21 protein-coding genes and 1 tRNA gene are annotated in these 18,190 nt (G+C 65.2%); 13 read left to right on the top strand and 9 right to left on the bottom strand.

Annotation, left to right across the window (positions count from 1 at the left end):
• Positions 1-4: 4 nt before the first annotated feature.
• From B4400_RS08615 to B4400_RS08595, 5 genes are read right to left on the bottom strand one after another with little or no spacing between them, the layout of a single operon-like run.
• Positions 5-1,462 carry a neutral zinc metallopeptidase gene (locus B4400_RS08615; RefSeq protein WP_078309457.1) on the bottom strand — a complete coding sequence of 486 codons (1,458 nt, stop codon included), beginning with the start codon at positions 1,460-1,462 and terminating at the stop codon, positions 5-7.
• A 19-nt stretch (positions 1,463-1,481) separates the two neighbouring features.
• On the bottom strand, positions 1,482-3,536 hold the full coding sequence (locus tag B4400_RS08610; RefSeq protein ID WP_078309347.1) for an ATP-dependent DNA helicase: 2,055 nt from the start codon (positions 3,534-3,536) through the stop codon (positions 1,482-1,484).
• Entirely contained in the window at positions 3,533-4,087 is a 555-nt protein-coding gene (locus B4400_RS08605) for an isochorismatase family protein (RefSeq protein ID WP_078309345.1), read from the bottom strand. The genes B4400_RS08610 and B4400_RS08605 overlap by 4 nt, the downstream gene beginning before the upstream one ends.
• Positions 4,088-4,111: 24 nt before the next feature.
• Positions 4,112-4,705, bottom strand: coding sequence for a TetR/AcrR family transcriptional regulator (locus B4400_RS08600; protein WP_078309343.1), 594 nt, complete (start codon positions 4,703-4,705; stop codon positions 4,112-4,114).
• A gap of 18 nt (positions 4,706-4,723) precedes the next feature.
• Complete coding sequence (locus B4400_RS08595) at positions 4,724-6,028, bottom strand: nicotinate phosphoribosyltransferase (RefSeq protein WP_078309341.1); 1,305 nt, start codon at positions 6,026-6,028, stop codon at positions 4,724-4,726.
• 115 nt (positions 6,029-6,143) lie between these two features.
• Here B4400_RS08595 and clpS point away from each other — a divergent pair, with 115 nt between their 5' ends.
• Genes clpS through rdgB form a run of 11 tightly spaced genes read left to right on the top strand, consistent with a single transcriptional unit; the run spans position 6,144 to position 13,525 of the window.
• Entirely contained in the window at positions 6,144-6,446 is a 303-nt protein-coding gene (clpS, locus tag B4400_RS08590) for an ATP-dependent Clp protease adapter ClpS (protein WP_078289020.1), read from the top strand.
• Between the two features lie 11 nt (positions 6,447-6,457).
• Positions 6,458-7,045: an oxidative stress transcriptional regulator AosR gene (gene aosR / locus B4400_RS08585; RefSeq protein WP_078309338.1), complete on the top strand. Its 588-nt coding sequence runs from the start codon at positions 6,458-6,460 to the stop codon at positions 7,043-7,045.
• Positions 7,042-8,034, top strand: coding sequence for a P1 family peptidase (locus tag B4400_RS08580; RefSeq protein ID WP_078309337.1), 993 nt, complete (start codon positions 7,042-7,044; stop codon positions 8,032-8,034). The genes aosR and B4400_RS08580 overlap by 4 nt, the downstream gene beginning before the upstream one ends.
• A 39-nt stretch (positions 8,035-8,073) precedes the next feature.
• Positions 8,074-8,487, top strand: coding sequence for a M67 family metallopeptidase (locus B4400_RS08575; RefSeq protein ID WP_078309334.1), 414 nt, complete (start codon positions 8,074-8,076; stop codon positions 8,485-8,487).
• An 18-nt stretch (positions 8,488-8,505) separates the two neighbouring features.
• The gene (locus B4400_RS08570) at positions 8,506-8,787 is read left to right on the top strand and encodes a MoaD/ThiS family protein (protein WP_078289084.1); all 282 of its coding nucleotides are present in this window, start codon (positions 8,506-8,508) and stop codon (positions 8,785-8,787) included.
• A 6-nt stretch (positions 8,788-8,793) separates the two neighbouring features.
• On the top strand, positions 8,794-9,756 hold the full coding sequence (locus B4400_RS08565) for a cysteine synthase (RefSeq protein WP_078309332.1): 963 nt from the start codon (positions 8,794-8,796) through the stop codon (positions 9,754-9,756).
• Positions 9,753-10,412 (top strand): rhomboid family intramembrane serine protease, encoded by a 660-nt coding sequence (locus tag B4400_RS08560; RefSeq protein WP_078309330.1) that lies wholly within the window; start codon positions 9,753-9,755, stop codon positions 10,410-10,412. Before B4400_RS08565 ends, B4400_RS08560 begins: the two co-directional genes overlap by 4 nt.
• Positions 10,409-11,263 (top strand): glutamate racemase, encoded by an 855-nt coding sequence (gene murI, locus B4400_RS08555; RefSeq protein ID WP_078309327.1) that lies wholly within the window; start codon positions 10,409-10,411, stop codon positions 11,261-11,263. Before B4400_RS08560 ends, murI begins: the two co-directional genes overlap by 4 nt.
• A gap of 42 nt (positions 11,264-11,305) precedes the next feature.
• Positions 11,306-12,067, top strand: coding sequence for a cyclic nucleotide-degrading phosphodiesterase (locus B4400_RS08550; RefSeq protein WP_078298315.1), 762 nt, complete (start codon positions 11,306-11,308; stop codon positions 12,065-12,067).
• A 49-nt stretch (positions 12,068-12,116) separates the two neighbouring features.
• Positions 12,117-12,896 (top strand): ribonuclease PH, encoded by a 780-nt coding sequence (gene rph, locus B4400_RS08545; protein WP_078288997.1) that lies wholly within the window; start codon positions 12,117-12,119, stop codon positions 12,894-12,896.
• An 8-nt stretch (positions 12,897-12,904) separates the two neighbouring features.
• Entirely contained in the window at positions 12,905-13,525 is a 621-nt protein-coding gene (gene rdgB / locus B4400_RS08540; protein WP_078309325.1) for an RdgB/HAM1 family non-canonical purine NTP pyrophosphatase, read from the top strand.
• Between the two features lie 46 nt (positions 13,526-13,571).
• Here the strand turns inward: rdgB and B4400_RS08535 are convergent, their stop codons facing one another.
• Genes B4400_RS08535 through B4400_RS24875 form a run of 4 tightly spaced genes read right to left on the bottom strand, consistent with a single transcriptional unit; the run spans position 13,572 to position 15,736 of the window.
• A complete protein-coding gene (locus tag B4400_RS08535; protein ID WP_078309323.1) occupies positions 13,572-14,507 on the bottom strand; it encodes an NADP-dependent oxidoreductase in 936 nt (311 codons plus the stop codon).
• Between the two features lie 58 nt (positions 14,508-14,565).
• Positions 14,566-14,919 carry a DUF3817 domain-containing protein gene (locus tag B4400_RS08530; RefSeq protein WP_078309321.1) on the bottom strand — a complete coding sequence of 118 codons (354 nt, stop codon included), beginning with the start codon at positions 14,917-14,919 and terminating at the stop codon, positions 14,566-14,568.
• On the bottom strand, positions 14,916-15,284 hold the full coding sequence (locus B4400_RS08525) for a hypothetical protein (RefSeq protein WP_176112812.1): 369 nt from the start codon (positions 15,282-15,284) through the stop codon (positions 14,916-14,918). Before B4400_RS08525 ends, B4400_RS08530 begins: the two co-directional genes overlap by 4 nt.
• A 47-nt stretch (positions 15,285-15,331) precedes the next feature.
• On the bottom strand, positions 15,332-15,736 hold the full coding sequence (locus tag B4400_RS24875) for a hypothetical protein (protein ID WP_286151162.1): 405 nt from the start codon (positions 15,734-15,736) through the stop codon (positions 15,332-15,334).
• Between the two features lie 411 nt (positions 15,737-16,147).
• Here B4400_RS24875 and B4400_RS08515 point away from each other — a divergent pair.
• Together B4400_RS08515 and B4400_RS08510 are read left to right on the top strand one after the other, a co-directional pair.
• Positions 16,148-16,233 (top strand) — tRNA-Leu (locus tag B4400_RS08515).
• Positions 16,234-16,286: 53 nt separating this feature from the next.
• The gene (locus B4400_RS08510; protein WP_078309318.1) at positions 16,287-18,098 is read left to right on the top strand and encodes a fatty acyl-AMP ligase; all 1,812 of its coding nucleotides are present in this window, start codon (positions 16,287-16,289) and stop codon (positions 18,096-18,098) included.
• The last annotated feature ends 92 nt before the right edge of the window (positions 18,099-18,190 follow it).

Below are 18,190 nucleotides of genomic sequence, written 5' to 3'. Positions count from 1 at the left end.
GCGGTCAGACGTAGCGCTTGAGGCAACGATCCGCCGATCCGGCCACCCCGTCGCGGAAGGCATCGATCCGGGAGAAGCCGGCCGGGATGGTGGTTCCGTTGACATCACTGGCCACGACGCCATTGGTCAGCAGCCCCGATACGGCCTCGTCAAGATCCCCGGCGGTGAGCACCATCGGGTTAGGTTTCTGGGTTGGCGTGATGGGTTTGGCCATTGCTGCCGAAGCGACACCGGTCAGGCAGGCGCTGCGTAGCGCGCTCTGCCCGTTGTCGAGCGGCAGGCCCCGTTGTTTCTCGATCGCCAGCGCATAACGGGAAATAACCATCGAATAGGCGGTGAAGTCGCCGGTTATCCGTCCCTGATCGTGGGTGGGCAGTGCCAGGTCGGCCAGTCGCGGCAGATCGAGAGCCACCGTGTTGGAGTCCGGGCAGTACACCGCAGCCGCGGATTGCCGGCGATGACCGGGCTCATCGCACGCGGCCCCCGATACCGACAGTCGCGGCGGTGCTGTGTTTCCCGCAGACGCGAACACCTCCCGGAGCACGCTCATCAGCGTGCGCAGGGTGTCGACGGTGACGGGCGTGTCTCCCGATTCGCCGGACGGCAGATTCTCGGGGAGCCCGCCGCGGCGCTTGGCGATCTCCGCCATGTCGATTCGGGTGCATTCGACCGCGCCGTCCATAAATCCGCGCTGGAAGGCCGACACCCGCTCGAATGCGGATCCATGCGCATCGAGGAGGGCGCCCGCCTCGACGGGATCGTCCCGGAAGGCGATGAGCGCCGCGATGACCTTGTTGAGACCATCTCCGGTGCTCAGCGTGAAGCGCGGTGAGCTGCCCTGGGCCACCCACCGCAGGTATGTTCCGGCGAGGCAATCGGCCATCTGCTCACCGACCAGCGTTTGGGTCCGAGAGTCAACCATCTCCGACTGGTGCGCGACGGCATGCCCGTATTCGTGGGCCAGCGTCATGGGTACCGCCATGGCGCCGAACATTCGCACCAGCCTGGGCAACAGCACGCCACGATCCCACCCAAGGCTGTTCTGGCTGATGCAGTACCCGGCATTGTCGAAGCCGGTCGTCGGGTTGCCACAGAAGTCCGCGCCACCGGGGCCCTGGCTGTTCCAGGACATCAATGATCCGACCGGATGAAACGTGGCCCAGAAGGTCTTGGGATAGGCCTCTTGCCAGAAGTCTTCGATGTCAGCGACGGCGCTTACCGCAAGCCGGTCCATCTCGCCGTCGTCGGTGCCGTGTACGGCCTTGTCGGCCGGTTTGGGATTGGAGCGTAACCCGGACGGACCGTCGACGGCAGGGAGTCCGGCGACTTGATACGCGTTGCCTAGCTGCGAAACCGGCGCGCCCTCAACGATATTGGCGCAGGCTGATAAGGCCAGGGCGGCAAGGGCGCAGCAGGCCAGGATTCGCTCCGGGGTGCGAAACCACCTGACCGGAATCGACATGGCCATCTCTCTGTCGGGGCTATCCCCGTGTGCGGGAGCCCTCTCCAGCATAAGTCGCGCTGTGCTTAGTCGTGAGCCGTTGTAGCGCCGCGGTGACCACCGACAAATCGTGTGTCGACCAGAACGGTGGCAATGATGCCCGGAGGAATCCGCCGTACCCGGCCGTCGCCATCCGTGAATCGAGCACCGCGACAACGCCTCTGTCCTGCGCGCTACGCAACAGGCGGCCGGTTCCCTGCGCCAGCAGCAGCGCTGCCTGGGTGCCCGCCACCGCCATGAACCCGTTGCCGCCGCGTGCGCTGATCGCTCGCTGCCGGGCCGCCCGGAGTGGATCGTCCGGGCGGGGGAAGGGGATTCGGTCGATGAGAACGAGCGACAACGAGGGGCCGGGTACGTCGACGCCCTGCCACAGCGACAGGGTGCCGAACAGTGAGGTTTCGGGCGCCGCACTGAATTGTTCGACCAGAACCGATGTCGCGTCGTCACCCTGGCACAGCACGGGGGTGTCGAGCCTGGAGCGCATCTCTTCGGACGCCTCCTTGGCGGCGCGCATCGAGGAAAACAGTCCTAGCGTGCGTCCCCCTGCCGCGCGGACCAGGGTCTCGATCTCATCAAGCGTCGCCGCGCCAAGTCCGTCACGTCCCGGGGCGGGAAGGTGCCGCGCGAGGTAAAGAATGGCGGACTTCTCATGCTGAAAAGGAGACCCGACATCGATGCCATGCCAGACGGTCTTGGTCTCGGTGCCAGAGTCTGTGCTGGGTTCGCGGGCGGGCAGGCCCCAGGATGCGGCCATGGTGTCGAACTTCCCCCCGAGAGCCAGGGTGGCCGAGGTGAGGATGACTGTGCGCTGTCCGAACAGCCGAGTGCGCAGCAGCCCCGCCACCGACAGCGGGGCAACCCGCAGAACTGGGCGCACCGAGCCCCGGTTGTCCTCATGATCGAGCCAGACCACGTTGGGGCGGGCCGTGATATCCGGTTCGCCCCAGCAGGCCAGCGCTAAGGAAGCGGCATCGACGATATCGTCCAGTGCGGCAACTGCTTCCGTACGTGCCGCGGCGGTGGCGGGGTCGGTGGACTGGCCTGTGGGGATCTCGGTGCGGGCCGCGGCAGCGGCGTCGCGCAGTGCGGTCAGATAGGTGACGGTTTCCTCGTCCGCGCGGTCGATGGTGCCGGGCTTGCTGTCGTGGATCAATGAGGAGAACGTTGCCGAGCTGGCCTCGAACCGGCTCGCTGTCTCGGGGGATACCAGTCGGCCGATACGCCGGATGGTGACGGTGAGGCCAACTGCCGAGAGTTCTTGGGTGGCAACGCTTGTTACCCGGTCGACGAGATCGTGCGCCTCGTCGACGATCACCGCGTCATGCTCGGGCAGGATGTTGATGTCGGCGATGGCATCGATGGCCAGCAGTGCATGATTGGTGACCACGACATCCGACTGTCCCGCGTCGAGCCGGGCCAGCTCGGCAAAGCACTCTGTGCCGAACGGGCATCGCGTAGCGCCGAGGCATTCGCGTGCCGACACGCTGACCTGTGACCACGAACGATCGGGCACGCCGGGCTTGAGCTCGTCGCGATCCCCGGTCTTGGTGGTATCCGCCCAGTCATTGAGCCGCTGTACGTCGCGTCCCAGCGCGCTGGCCGCGAAGGGTTCGAACAGCGTGTCGGGCGCTTCCTGGTCGGAAGCCGCTCCGTTATGCAATTTGTTGAGGCACAGGTAATTTCCCCGGCCTTTGAGAATCGCGAACGTTGGTTTTCGGGACAGCGAGGGGGTCAACGCCTCCGCTAACCGGGGCAGGTCGCGATCCACGAGCTGACGCTGCAGCGCGATGGTGGCCGTCGAGACCACGACCGGGGATGACTCCTCGATGGCGTGGGCGAGGGCAGGCACCAGGTACGCCAAGGACTTCCCGGTGCCGGTGCCGGCCTGGACCACGAGGTGCTCACCGCTGTGTAGGGAGTGTTCGACGGCGGTGGCCATCGTGAGCTGTCCGGCGCGTTCGGTTCCGCCAAGCGCTGTGACGGCGGTGGCAAGCAGACCTGTGGATGTGGATGCGCCGCTCGATTTCTCGTTCAGCGGATCACCTCGACGCCGGCGTCCCGGAGCTCATCCAGGGCGCGATTCACCGATTCTTCCTCAATGCCAACGGAATACTCGGAGAGCACACGAACACGAAGCCCCTGGCGAGCGGCGTCGCGGGCGGTGGCGGCCACGCAGTACTCGGTAGCGATACCCACCACGTCGACGCTGTCGAGATCCCGGGCCCGCAGCCAGGACCCCAGTGCGGTGCCCTCGGTGGAGATGCCCTCGAAGCCTGAATATGCGGCGGAGTAACCGCCTTTGGAGAACACCGCGTCGACAGGGCCAAGATCCAGGTCCGGATGGAAGTCGGCGCCGGGGGTACCGACCCTGCAGTGTGGCGGCCAGCTTGTCGCGAAGTCCGGTGTCGCGGAGAAGTGATCACCGGGGTCGATGTGAAAGTCGCGCGTCGCGACCACCGCGTCGTAGGCGCCGGACGCGGTGAGGTTGTTGATCGTCCGGGCGAGCGCGGCGCCACCGGGCACGGGCAACGAGCCTCCTTCGCAGAAGTCATTCTGCACGTCGACGACGATAAGTGCCCTGCCCATGGATCGACGGTACCCGGCCTGTGCTCAGTCGAAGATCGCCGACACCTGGCGGCCCATACGTGAGATGTAGTCGATGAGCTCGTCACGGCTGATGCCTAGATCTCCGCGCAGATAGTCGATGATGGCGCCCGAGGCCGCACCGATGAGCGATACCGACAGAAATCGGCGGCGTCCGGGATCGCCGACGTCCACCAGCGCTTTCTCCGCGAGCGAGGCGAACGCCATCGACCCCGCGAATCCGACGCTGCCGAGTGTCGGCTCGGTGAAAGGAGCCAACATCATGATGCGGCCATATTCGGGGTTGTCGACGGTCGCCCCGATGAAGGTCTCCACCGCGCGGGTTTCCAAATCGTCGCCATCGGCAGCGAATTCGGTGACGACACGCATCACGGATTCGAGGACGTCTTGGTACACGGCACGCACGAAGTCGTCTCGATCGCCGAACTCCTCGTAGAAGTTGCGTTCCGAGACACCGGAAGACCTGCATACGGTGCGGATGGTCAGCGCCGGGCCGTCGATGGCGCCGAGCGCCGCGATGCCCGCGTCGAGCAGCGCGCGTCGACGCGTCGCCCGACGCTCCTCGGGAGTGGTTCCCGCCCATTGCCTTCTGGCTGCCATGTGTCCTCCGGGCGAGAATTATCCCACCAGGCGGGTGGTAATCGCAGGATCCCCGTGGGAAAGGCCCAGTCCTTCCCACGGCAGGCTCAGCAATCCCGCGTGTACGCGGCCCCTGGCGTCGTCGAGTGAGTCGGTGGTGATGGGCGTGCCGCCACGCGCCAGTGGGGTGGTCAGCGTCCGGTGCGGCTCCTTCAGCGCAGGCTGGCCGCTGGCCGCGCGGTACACCACTTCCTCGGTAATGGTGCCGGTCGGCTTGGCGGTGCGCAGGGCGCATTTGTGACCGCCGTGGGATTCCTTATGACTGCTGCGTTTTGCCACAGGGATGCCGTCGATCTCGACGAGTTTGTAGACCATGCCGGCCGTGGGGAATCCCGAGCCGGTGACCACCGAGGTACCCACCCCGTAGATGTCGACGGGCTCGGCGCGCAGTGCCGCGATGGAGTACTCGTCGAGGTCTCCGGAGACCACAATGCGGGTTCGGTGCGCACCGAGGGCGTCGAGTTGTGCTCGAACCTGCCGGGCCAGCATGCCCAGATCTCCGGAGTCGATGCGCACCGCTCCGAGCTCGGGGCCCGCGACGGCGATCGCGTTCTCGACCCCGCGGGTGATGTCGTAGGTATCCACCAGCAAGGTGGTGGATACACCCAGCGCCTCCACCTGTGCGCGAAATGCCTCGCGTTCGGCCTCGCCGGGGCTCATGCCGTCCTTGGCGTGAAGCAGGGTGAACGCATGCGCGGCGGTGCCGCGAGCGGGCACGCCGTAACGGCGTTGCGCCTCCAGATTGGACGTGGATTCGAACCCGGCGAGATAGGCCGCCCGGGCGCAGGCCACCGCCGCCAGCTCGTGAGTGCGGCGCGATCCCATCTCGATGAGCGGACGGCCTCCGGCCGCCGACACCATTCGGGCGGCGGCAGAGGCGACGGCACTGTCGTGGTTCAGAATCGACAGCGCCAGGGTTTCGAGGATGACGCATTCAGCGAAGGTTCCCCGCACGGTCAGCACCGGGGAGCCCGGGAAGTAGAGCTCACCCTCCGGATAGCCGTCGATGTCGCCACCAAATCGATACCCGGCGAGGTACTGGAGTGCGTCATTGTCCAAAAAATCGGATAGTGATTTCAGTTCTTCGGATCCGAACCGGAACTCGGCAAGCGCTTCGAGTAATCGAGCGGTACCGGCGACCACGCCGTACCGGCGGCCGTCCGGCAACCGTCTGGCGAACACTTCGAACGTGGCTTGACGTCCCGCGGTGCCGTCGCGCAGTGCTGCGGCGAGCATGGTGAGCTCGTACTTGTCGGTGAGCAATGACGTGCGCGAGTGCGTCATGTGCGCCACGTTAGCGGGATACCGGGGTGCATGACCGGCTCCGACAGGCTTCGGGCCGACGGCGGAACTCCGAACTTCATGCTGACAGAGTTGGCGGTCCCGGTATTCTGGGGCCATGGGTGCGCCGGCGCGAGCCTTGCCAGGGACTACTGCGGAGAGGTCTGTCGAACATGTCGACCAGACCCAGTCGCCGTGGGTCACCATCGTCTGGGATGACCCGGTGAACCTGATGAACTATGTCGCCTATGTGTTCCAGCAGCTGTTCGGCTACAGCGAGAGCGAGGCCACCAACCTGATGCTTCAGGTTCACCATGAGGGTAAGGCTGTGGTGTCGTGCGGCGCTCGCGAGTCGATGGAGATCGATGTCAGCAAGCTGCACGCAGCCGGTCTGTGGGCCACTCTGCAGCAGGATCGCTGAGCCGCTGATCCGTGCGAAAGTGGAAGCGCGTCAACGCGTCTGATGGGACTCGGCTGCGTTCGGAAATGGAGCCGCACGAGGCAGCGCTCGTACAGTCGATGGTCACGTCGATGTTGGCGATGCTGGACGAGCGCGAATCGTCGGCGCCTAGTGACGAATTGGCGCAGCTGACCGGTATTCGGACGGGAAACTCCGAGGCCCCCACCGATGTCACCTTGGGGCGGCTGCTCCCGGACTTTCACCGTCCGGACCAGGACGGTACCAGCAGCATTGAGGCGGTCAGTGGACTCAACAGTGCGCTACGCGGCCTCTATGAGCCAGAGATCATCGATGCTAAACGAGAGGCGGGACAACGGTTGTTGCGCACGCTTCCTCCTGAGGGTGGACGGTTCGAGCTGTCCGAGGACGACGCGCGCGCATGGCTTACCGCGCTGAATGACGTGCGATTGGCGCTGGGAGCGATGCTCGGGATCGACAGCGACGGCCCGCAGGAGCTGCCCGCCGACGATCCCATGGCCGGGCATATGGACATCTATCACTGGCTGACGGTGATGCAGGAGTTGCTGGTGCTCGCGTTGATGGGGAAATCGGCGGTATGAGTCAGTTCTCTGGGGCGATCACGGATGTCCCGGGAATACTCGTGGGGCATCACCAGCGATTGGACGCCGATGCCGCCCTTGGATCGGGCTGGGCCACCGGTACCACCGTGGTGCTGGCGCCACCGGGGACCACCGGCGCGGTCGATGTGCGTGGCGGGGCTCCGGGAACGCGTGAGTCCGATCTGCTCGATCCGGCCAATACGGTCTCGACGGTCGACGCCATTGTGCTCACCGGGGGAAGCGCCTACGGGTTAGCCGCCGCCGACGGAGTGATGCGCTGGCTGGAGGAACGAGGCAGGGGAGTGGCGCTGCCGGGCGGCACTGTTCCCATTGTCCCCGGCGCGGTCATCTTCGACCTGCCTGTGGGCGCCTGGAAAAATCGGCCCGACGCTGAATTCGGATATCGCGCAGCAGAAGATGCCCATGACGCGCCGAGTTGGGGTGCGGTGGGCGCCGGTGTCGGAGCCCGGGCCGGAACCCTCAAGGGGGGCGTCGGGTCGGCGAGTGCGGATCTGGGCAACGGGATTGTGGTGGGAGCCGTGATTGTCGCTAACCCTGTTGGGCTGGTTATTAATCCGTCGACAGGGCTGCCCTGGGATCCTGCGTGTGTACCGGAACTGGGCGCGCCCCCGGCCAGCCAGATCGCAGCGCTGGCCGCGTTGCCCGACAAGTCGGTGTCGTTGAACACGACGATCGGCGTGGTGGCGACCAACGCCCCGCTGACCAAGGCGCAATGTCGCCGAGTAGCGATCGCCGCCCATGACGGGTTGGCACGGGCGATCAGGCCCGCGCACACCCCGATGGACGGGGACACGTTGTACGTGCTTGCGACCGGGACTGGCGGGGGCGATGCCGTAGCTCTGACCGTCTCGGTGGGGATCGCCGCTGCCGACTGTGTGGAGCGGGCCGTCGTGCGCGCGGTGGTGGGCGCCGGGAGCGTCGCCGGAATACCCGCATATCGTGACGTGTTGCCAGGAGCGTTTTCGTAGTGCTCCGCCACGGCGCCAGAGGGAAGGGAAGGACTGTTGGTGCTTCGTATTCGTGCTGACCTGGTCGACGCCATGGTCAAGCATGCCCGTGCCGACCACCCCGATGAGGCCTGCGGCGTGCTGGCGGGTCCGGAGGGGTCCGATCGTCCCGAGCGCCACGTGGCCATGGTCAACGCCGAGCGGTCTCCGACTTTTTATCGCTTTGATTCCGGTGAGCAGCTTCGCGTTTGGCGCGAGATGGATGGCGCCGACGAGGTACCGGTGGTTGTCTATCACTCCCACACCGCGACCGAGGCGTACCCCAGCCGTACCGATATCAACTTGGCCGCGGAGCCCGATGCCCACTACGTCTTGGTGTCCACTCGCGATCCGGAGCAGCATGAGCTGCGCAGTTACCGGATTATCGACGGGGTGGTCACCGAAGAGGACATCACCATCGTTGAGCAGTACTAGAGAAAAGGAATGTCCACAGTGTCGATTGAAGTATCGATTCCCACGATCCTGCGTACTCACACCGGTGGCGAGAAGCGCGTCACCGCAACGGGTTCTACCTTGCAGGCGGTGATCACGGATCTGGAGTCCAACTATTCCGGGATCTCCGACCGACTCGTCGATCCCGCTTCTCCTGGCAAGTTGCACCGTTTCGTCAACATCTATGTCAACGACGAGGACGTGCGGTTCTCGGGTGGGCTGGACACCGTGATCGCCGATGGCGATTCGGTCACCATCCTGCCCGCCGTGGCCGGTGGCTAGCGGCGCATGACCCGCTACGACTCGCTGCTGCAGGCCCTCGGGAATACGCCGTTGGTCGGGTTGCAGAGGCTGTCCCCGGCCTGGAACGGCGATCCGCACGTGCGGTTGTGGGCCAAGCTGGAAGACCGCAATCCGACCGGATCCATCAAGGATCGGCCCGCGCTGCGCATGATCGAACAAGCCGAGCAAGACGGGCTGCTGGAACCGGGAGCCACGATTCTCGAGCCCACCAGCGGTAACACCGGCATCTCGATGGCGATGGCCGCCCAGCTCAAGGGCTACACGATGATTTGCGTGATGCCGGAGAACACCTCCATCGAGCGGCGTCAACTGCTTGAGCTCTATGGCGCCCGCATCATCTTCTCCCCGGCCGAAGGCGGCTCCAATACCGCCGTCGCCACCGCCAAAGAACTTGCCGCGCAGAACCCTTCGTGGGTGATGCTGTACCAGTACGGCAACCCGGCAAATGCTGCCGCGCACTATCACGGCACCGGCCCGGAGATTCTGGCCGATCTGCCCGAGATCACGCACTTCGTCGCCGGGCTGGGTACCACCGGCACCCTGATGGGTACGGGACGGTTCTTGCGCGAACGAGTGCAGAACGTACAAATTGTTGCCGCCGAGCCGCGGTATGGCGAAGGTGTCTACGCGTTGCGCAACATCGACGAGGGATTCGTACCCGAGTTGTACGACCCCGAGGTGCTCACCACACGCTTTTCGGTCGGGTCGTTCGACGCGGTGCGCCGCACCCGTGAGTTGGTGCAAGTCGAAGGCATCTTCGCGGGCATCTCGACCGGTGCGATTCTGCACGCGGCACTCGGCATGGCCGCCAAGGCGGTCAAGGCCGGCGAGCGGGCGGATATCGCCTTCGTGGTGGCCGACGCGGGCTGGAAGTATCTGTCGACCGGTGCGTACGCCGGTACCGTGGATGACGCAGAGGACGCGCTGGAAGGGCAGTTGTGGGCATGACGGGATATCAGGGTGGCCCGGAGGGGTTCCATCCAGCCCGTCCCGAGCGGTCCGGACGTCCACAGTGGGTCACCGGGGGAATCCTGGTGGTCGCGTTCGTCGCGCTGCTCTATGTCGTCGAGGGCATCGATTCGGTCTCCGGACACCGTCTCGATGAGAACGGCATTCGCCCCCTGGAGGCGGACGGACTCGACGGCATCCTGTTCGCCCCACTGCTGCATGCCAACTGGGGGCATCTGGTTGCCAACACGGTGCCTGCGCTCGTACTGGGTTTCCTGGCGGCGGCCGCCGGGCTCGGACGCTTCCTCCTGGCAACCGCGATCATCTGGGTTCTCGGCGGAGTCGGCACGTGGCTCATCGGCAACCTCGGCTCGCAGTACGAGACCAACCACATCGGGGCTTCGGGCCTGATCTTCGGCTGGCTCACCTATGTGATCGTCAGAGGGTTCTTCAACCGGAAGGTGGGTCAGATCCTCATCGGTGTCATCGTCATCGTTCTCTACGGCGGTGTGCTGTGGGGTGTGCTGCCCGGACAGTTCGGCGTGTCCTGGCAGGGGCATCTGAGTGGGGCTATCGCCGGCGTACTCGCGGCCTATTGGCTCTCCGGTAGAGAACGCAAGGCGAAGGCCTCATCGCCACCGAGGCTGACGACATGACGAGCCCGAGCGCACCCATCGGGATATTCGATTCCGGCGTCGGAGGATTGACCGTCGCGCGGGCCGTCATCGATCAGCTGCCCGACGAGGACATCGTCTACGTCGGCGACACCGGTAATGGTCCGTACGGTCCGCTGACGATTCCGGAGATCCGCGGACATGCGCTGGCCATCGGGGACGATCTCGTCGGGCGCGGGGTGAAAGCCCTGGTGATCGCCTGTAATACGGCCTCGGCGGCATGCCTGCGCGACGCCCGCGAGCGCTACGCTCCGGTGCCGGTCATCGAGGTGGTCCTGCCTGCCGTGCGACGGGCCGTGCACACCACGCACAACAACAAGATCGGCGTCATCGGCACCGCGGCGACCATCGCGTCGGGTGCGTACCAGGACGCGTTCGCGGCCGCGCGCGATACCGAAATTACGGCCGTGGCGTGTCCACGGTTCGTCGATTTCGTCGAGCGCGGCATCACCAGTGGGCGGCAGGTGCTGCAGCTGGCCGAGGGCTATCTGGAGCCGCTGCAGCGGGCTCAGGTTGACACCGTGGTGCTGGGCTGCACGCACTATCCGTTGCTGTCCGGGTTGATCCAGCTCGCCATGGGCGAGGACGTCACGTTGGTGTCCAGCGCCGAGGAAACTGCCAAGGACCTGCTGCGGGTGCTGTCGGAGAGGGATCTGCTGCGGCCGCATCCGGATGACCCGAGCGCCTCGCGTCCGAACCGTGTTTTCGAGGCAACCGGTGACCCCGACGCGTTCCGCGCCCTGGCGGCCCGATTCCTCGGCCCGGCTGTGACGGCAGTGCAAACTCGAGCTAGCGGTGTTCCGGGTTACACCGAAATTGCAACACCTCTCTAGCCCTCTGCCGAGACGCTTGCCAGGCGTGGCAAGCTAGGGGCTGTGCGAGTCACCGTGCTCGGCTGCTCAGGCAGTGTCACCGGACCGGATTCACCGGCGTCTGGTTACCTCCTGACGGCACCGGATGCGCCACCGTTGGTCATCGACTTCGGTGGCGGTGTCTTGGGCTCTCTGCAACGTTTCGCCGATCCCGGATCAGTGTCCGTTCTGCTGTCGCACCTGCATGCCGACCACTGCCTCGACCTGCCGGGTCTGTTCGTGTGGCGCCGCTATCACCCGAATCCGCCGAAGGGTAAGGCGATCATGTACGGCCCCGCCGACACTCTGGTGCGCGTGGGCGCGGCCTCCGCTGAGATCGGGGGCGAGGTCGACGATTTCACCGACATCTTCGACTTGTACGCATGGAGCGAGGGCGTGCCCGTCGAATTCGGGTCGCTCACCGTGACACCCACTCGGGTGGCACACCCGCCAGAGTCCTATGGGCTGCGGATCGAGGACACATCGGGCGCCGTGCTGGCCTACAGCGGAGACACCGGCATCTGCGATGCCGTGGTCGAGCTGGCTCGCGATGCCGACGTGTTCCTGTGCGAGGCGTCATGGACGCACATGCCGGGGCACCGTCCGCCGGACCTTCACCTGTCGGGGACCGAAGCCGGTCAGATCGCGGCTCGAGCGGGTGTGAAGGAACTGCTGCTGACCCACATCCCGCCGTGGACCTCGCGCGAGGATGTCATCGCGGAGGCCAAATCGGCGTTCGACGGGCCGGTGCGGGCTGTGGTCGCCGGGGAGAGCATCGACCTGTAGCTCTGCCACTCACACTCGGCACTCCGGCGGAGACGATAAGGTCGAGGGCGTGTCCAGACGAGAAGACGGCAGACAAGACGACGAGTTGCGCCCGGTAACCATCACGCGGGGATTCACTTCCCACCCGGCGGGTTCGGTACTCATCGAGTTCGGCCAGACGCGGGTGATGTGCACCGCCAGTGCCACCGAGGGTGTACCGCGCTGGCGCAAGGGTTCTGGACTTGGTTGGCTGACAGCCGAATACGCGATGCTGCCGGCCTCTACCCACACCCGCAGCGATCGCGAATCGGTCAAGGGGCGCGTGGGTGGTCGTACCCAGGAGATCAGCCGCCTGATCGGGCGTTCGCTGCGCGCGTGTATCGATTTGTCGGCATTGGGGGAGAACACCATTGCCATCGACTGCGATGTGTTGCAGGCCGACGGCGGAACCCGCACCGCGGCCATCACCGGCGCCTACGTGGCACTGGCCGACGCGGTGACCTACCTGGCCGCGCATGGCAAGCTGGCCGATGAAGAGCCCCTGTCCTGCGCGATTGCCGCCGTGAGTGTCGGCGTCGTGGACGGCCGGGTGCGGGTAGACCTTCCGTACGAAGAGGATTCGCGCGCCGAGGTTGACATGAATGTGGTGGCCACCGACACCGGTACGTTGGTGGAGGTGCAGGGCACCGGCGAGGGTGCCACCTTCCCGCGCACAACGCTGGACAAGCTGCTTGACGCCGCGGTGGGAGCTGCCGAGCAGCTGTTCGTTCTGCAGAAGGAAGCACTCGCGTTGCCCTACCCGGGTGTACTGCCTGACGCGCCACAGAAGAAGGCGTTCGGTTCGAAGTAGGCGGGGGCATGAAAATACTTGTCGCAAGCCGTAACCCAAAAAAGCTGGCGGAACTGCATCGGGTTCTCGAGTCTTCGGGGGTTACCGGGGTCGAACTGGTTTCGCTTACCGACGTCCCCGAATACGAGGAAGTGCCCGAAACGGGTGCCAGTTTCGAGGACAACGCGCTGATCAAGGCGCGTGAGGGTGCGCGACAGACCGGATTGGCCTGCGTTGCCGATGATTCCGGGATTGCGGTGGACGCGCTGAACTGGATGCCGGGCGTGCTGTCCGCGCGCTGGTCTGGACGGCACGGAGACGACGCCGCGAACACCGCACTGTTACTTGCCCAGCTTTCCGAGGTGCCCGATGAACGTCGCGGGGCGGCGTTCGTTTCAGCGTGCGCGCTCGTGACGCCGCAGGGCGAAGAGGTCGTCGTGGAGGGACGCTGGAAAGGCTCCGTCGCACGGGAACCCGCGGGACAGAACGGCTTCGGCTACGACCCCATCTTCGTACCGCGCGGGGGTCTGCGGACCGCGGCGGAAATGACACCCGAAGAGAAGGATGCGTTATCGCATCGAGGGCGGGCGCTGGCGGCGCTGCTCCCGATGCTGCGCAACCTGGTGAACCTCGGCCGCACCGCGCCCTAGCCTCCTGGAGAGCAGTCCCCGCACGCCGGGGACTGCTCGCGCAGGGTTATGGCTGCAGGATGATCTTTCCGCGGGCGTGACCGGTCTGTACGTACTCGTGGGCCTGGCGCGCTTCGGCCAATGGATAGGTGCGGTCGACGGTGACTTTCAGTTCGCCGTTGCTCGCCAGTCGAATCAGCTCGGGACGGGACGCGAGCCGTATCTCGGTGCCTGCGTCGGCGCCCGGGGCGCCGCCCAGCGCCTTGAAGCCATCGCTTGCGGCACGGCCAAATCCGGCAATCGTCGCGATGCGGTCTTTGTCGGCAACGAGCGCCAGGGAGACGTCGGCAGCCTCGTCGGTGCCGACGAGGTCGAGGGCGGCGTCGACGGATCCGATGGCGCTGACACGATCTTGCAAACCGGGGCCGTACTCGACGGGAATCGCGCCATAACCGCGCAGCTGGTCGTGGCGGGCAGCGCTCGCGGTGGCGATCACCGTCGCGCCACGGGCCTTTGCGAGCTGGGTGGCAAGCAGCCCCACACCGCCCGCGGCACCGTGAATCAGGACGGTGTCGCCCTCGGTGACGTTGGTGGCTTCCAGGAGGTGGACCGCGGTCTGCCCGGTGAGGAGGAATCCGGCAGCTTCGGCAAAGGATAGATTCGCAGGCTTCTTGAACACCTCATCCGCCGAGGCGATGATCTGCCCGGCGTAGCCGCCGATCTGCCCGGCAGCGATGACGTCGTCGCCGGGTTTGAGCCCGTCGACACCTGAACCGACAGCTGCGACTGTTCCGGACACCTCGAGACCGAGGCGCATCGGGAGATTCGCAGGGTCGGTACCGAAAGCTCCCGAGTACAACTTCCAGTCGATCGGATTAACGCCGGCGGCCTTGACGTCGACAAGGACTTCGCCCTCGCCGGGACCGTCGATCGGCACTTCGCGGAGTTCGAGGACATCGGATGCGCCATATGCGGTGGCGACAACTGCATGTGTAGTGGTCATACCGCTATCCAAGCCGCATCGTCATGTCAGTATTCCTGACATTGGAGATTTCTTTCGGCTAGACGCCGAACTGTTCCTTGACCTGCTTGGTGCGGTAATGCTCGACGATGAAGCCGAGCAGCGGAATCGTGCCTGCGAGCAGCGTGCCAGCAGTGCGCGGCCACGGCCAGCGCACCTTGATGGCCAGATCGGTGGTGAAGATCAGGTACACGAAGTAGATCCAGCCGTGCACGATCCCGATCCAGCTCGGCGGATGCGGAACGTGCTCAATGTATTTGAGCCACATCTCCCAGCACAGGGCGATCAGCCAGACACCGGTGGTCCACGCCAGGATGCGATAGCGCCACAGTGCGCCGCGGATCTTCGCGACCGGCGTGGTGACTATGTCGGACGTGGCTTCATGCTCAGTCACGGGGCGGGCTTCCTATCTTCTTCGGCCAGGGCGGCGAGGTAAGCGTTGTATTCGGTGAGTGTGCGGTCGGCGGGGTCCGGCTTCGCGGCGGCGGGGCGCTCGGGCAGCAGCCCCTCAGGAATCTCGGTCACGCGATCGATGGGCGGCGGGGGCGGACCCTCGTCCTCGTACTGGACGAAGCGCCGGTAGGCCCAGATCACAAATGCCGCGAATAGCGGCCACTGCAACGCATAACCAAGGTTCTGGCCGTCACCAGTCACCGACTCGAAGCGCTGGAACTGCCAGTAGGCCAGGCCCAGGAACGCGAGCGCACTGACGCCGACCAGCACGATGAGTGCCGGTCTCCGACGCCGTGTAGTGGACACCTTCTGACGGTACCGCGTGAGGTGGATGTCGATGCCGATGCCCCTGGTCAGCGCTTCGGTCCGATGAACTCGTCGAGACGTGCGGTGGCCGCCTTGCGGTAGATGGAGACCACGTACTTGGTCGATCGGCTCCAGGGAATGTCGAGACTGTCGAGTGCGGCGGTGAAGAGCCCGAGGATGTCTTCGGAGCGGTTGGTGAAGTGGTATCGGATGCTGGCGACCCCACGGTCGTTGGCGATCACCCGGCAGCCGTCGCTGTGTATCAGGCCGCGAAGAAAGTCTTCGGTGGCCTGATCGACGAGGTCTTGCTGCCACGGTTCGAGGGCGATCTTGCGATGGTGCTTGCGGCCGGGGCCGTGCTGAGGGAACAGGCAAGGCCAGTGTTTGGAGTAATGAGAGACCTGCACACATCCCTTGGGGCACTGAACAATCGCGGCATGCTGTCCAGGCATCAAAACATCGATTGCGGCTCGACACTGCTCGATGATGACCGGATAATTCCGGTCCAAGGTGATCCTGAGACGCCAGGTACGTCTGTCCCGTGAGATGCAGCCATCGCCTAGATAGAGGCCTAGGAGGTAGGCGTAGCTTGCTGCATGTAGCGAAGACTGATCGTGAGCTGCCCCACAGGCTGTCACGTTGGTAGATGCCCTAATGAGGACTCCAGGCCGGCAGCGCCAATCTCGCACCGTCGGTCGAGGTATCCCTGTGTGACGTGCGATGGCACAGTCGTTCATCCCGGTCTGGATGAGCCGTTGGACTCGACAAAACTCGTCTGCGGATCGCACGGGAACTCCTCAAAAGCAATGTGTGATCGAACATAACCGGGGTCTCTGACAGCGACGAGGTACGATCGGAGCCCTGCGGGCGTGGCGAAATGGCAGCCGCGCGGGCTTTAGGTGCCCGTGTTCGTAAGAACGTGTGGGTTCGACTCCCTCCGCCCGCACCAGGGGTCTCGTGGGCGACCCGGTGCAATCTCCATCCGCGCCTAGACTTGAAATCGTGGTTCGCGCTGACGGTTTGCTTGATATCGACGATTGCCTGGATGCCGACGGAAACGTCGCATTGCCACCCGGCACCACCCTGATATCCCTCATCGAGCGCAACATCAGGAACGTCGGTGACACCGTCGCGTATCGCTATCTGGACTTCACCACCTCCGAGGACGGCGCCCGCATCGAGCTCACCTGGTCCCAGCTCGGGGTGCGCCTGAAGGCGGTGGCCGCCACGCTGCAACGCCACATCGAACGGGGTGATCGGGTAGCCGTCTTGGCTCCGCAGGGTCTGGACTATGTCGTCGGATTCTTCTCGGCGATCAAGGCCGGCGCCATCGCGGTGCCACTCTTCGCCCCCGAGCTGCCCGGCCACGCCGAGCGTCTGGATACCGCGTTGCGGGACTGCACGCCCACGGTTGTCCTGACCACGGCCGCGGTACGCGGAGCCGTTCGTGAGTTTCTCGACGGCCTCACCGAGATCCCCGCGCCGACAATCCTGGTCATCGACGAGATCCCCGACGACGCGGGGGACACCTTTGAGTACGTGCATCTCGTGGATGACGACATCTCACATCTGCAGTACACCTCAGGCGCCACGCGCCCGCCGGTCGGAGTGGAGATCACTCATCGCGCCGTCGGTGTCAACCTGACCCAGATGATCCTGTCGATCGATCTGCTGGACCGAAACACTCACGGCTGCAGCTGGTTACCGCTGTACCACGATATGGGTCTGTCCATGATCGGCTTTCCGACTGTCTACGGCGGCCACTCCACCCTCATGTCGCCGACAGCCTTTGTCCGTCGCCCGCAACGCTGGATCAAGGCGCTTTCCGATGGATGCAAGGAAGGCCGCGTGATCACCGCCGCGCCGAACTTTGCCTACGAGTACACCGCGCAACGTGGTGTACCCAAGGCCGGCGCGGACATCGACCTGGGCAATGTCGTGATGATCATCGGCTCCGAGCCGGTGCGTATTGACGCCATCCGTACGTTCGAAAAAGCCTTCGTGCCCTTCGGATTACCGGCGACCGCGTTCAAACCGTCCTACGGTATCGCCGAGGCGGTCCTGTTCATCTCGAATATCGCCCCGGATGCCGAACCCTCTGTCATCTACCTCGACCGCGACCAGCTCGCCGAAGGCCGGGCGGTGCCCACCGCCCCCGATGCGCCCACTGCCACCGTCCATGTGTCCTGTGGCCAACTTGCCCGCAGTCTCGCGGGTGTCATCGTGGACCCCGAGACGAGCAATGAGCTCGCAGACGGTCGCATTGGCGAAATCTGGTTGCGGGGCAACAACGTTGGGCGTGGGTATTGGGGGCGCCCCGAGGATACGGCGAGGACATTTCACGCCCGGCTCGGCGAGACGCTCGCGACGAGCCATGCTGATAAGGCCAAGGCGGGCGGCGACTGGCTGCGCACCGGTGATTTGGGCTTCTACCTCGACGGTGAGCTGTACGTGACCGGCCGCATCGCCGACCACCTCACCGTGGATGGGCGCGGCCACTACCCGCAGGACATCGAGGCCACCGTCGCTGATGCCTCGCCGATTGTCCGCCGCGGATACGTCACCGCGTTCACCGTCGATGACGGTCTGGTCATCGTCGCCGAGCGGGCCTCGCGTACCGCCAAGGCCGACCCGCAGGAGGCCATCGACGCGATCCGTGCGGCGGCCCACGCCCAACACGGCCTGGAACTCTCCGACGTGCGATTGCTCCCTGCGGGTGCCATCCCGCGGACCACCAGCGGAAAGCTGGCGCGATGGGCATGCCGCCGCCAGTACATGGACGGCACCCTGGGTGTCCACGGAGATCCCAGCTAACTCATTTGCCTCATTTGTCCCACGTCAGCGAGCCCATTCGCCACGCCCCCGTCGGCCCGGTAGGTTTTCCGGGCCAGCGGCTATGACGGCCG

Source organism: Mycobacterium sp. D16Q13, assembly GCF_002013375.1.
GTDB lineage: Bacteria > Actinomycetota > Actinomycetes > Mycobacteriales > Mycobacteriaceae > Mycobacterium.
Note: the sequence above shows the minus strand (reverse complement) of the source record. Positions and strands in the feature narration are given on the sequence as shown.